Origin of the sequence: Mesorhizobium amorphae (assembly GCF_014843845.1) — a bacterium.
GTDB classification, from domain to species: Bacteria; Pseudomonadota; Alphaproteobacteria; order Rhizobiales; family Rhizobiaceae; genus Mesorhizobium; species Mesorhizobium amorphae_A.
Map to the genome: position 1 here is coordinate 1 of NZ_JHQS01000086.1, position 568 is coordinate 568.

General features: G+C 58.1%; 1 protein-coding gene. It reads left to right on the forward strand.

Annotated features, from left to right (window positions below; all coding sequences use genetic code 11):
• Positions 1-102 precede the first annotated feature (102 nt).
• Positions 103-561 carry a YidB family protein gene (locus DH08_RS30100; protein WP_192182891.1) on the forward strand — a complete coding sequence of 153 codons (459 nt, stop codon included), beginning with the start codon at positions 103-105 and terminating at the stop codon, positions 559-561.
• The last annotated feature ends 7 nt before the right edge of the window (positions 562-568 follow it).

The following is a 568-nucleotide window of genomic DNA, read 5'->3' on the forward strand; positions in this document are numbered from 1 at the left end:
GGGAAGAACCGGGCTAGCATCATATGAAAGCCTACCGGGTCGAACAGGTGGGAACCTTTGCGAGCAAGAAACCTTCTCCCTGTGAGCCAAGGGAGGAAACCAATGGCAAATCTGGGAAAACTGGCGGTCGCCGTGCTTGGCATTCTGGCTTACCAAAATCGCGACAAGATCGGAGACTTGATCCGCGGTGCAGGAAATCGCGATCCAAACAACCCGCAAGGCGGGCTCATGGATCAGCTGTCCAAGGGTGTGTCCGGGACAGCGCTTGGGGACATCCTCGACCGCTTCAGAAACGCAGGAGTGGGATCGAAGGTAGATTCGTGGGTTAGTGCCGGACCCAACGAGCCGATCGAACCGAAGGACGTGGAGACGGCAATAGACGAGGACACCCTCACTGTTCTTTCGATGCAGACTGGTCTGTCGCGCGATGAACTGATTGCCAGGATCACGAAAGATTTGCCCGAGGCAGTCGACAAGCTGACGCCAACGGGCGAACTGCCAGCAGCGACCGATGAGATCACACTCCTCGATCAGGTGCCGCCACGCAGCCCCCAGCAGTAGGGCTGGG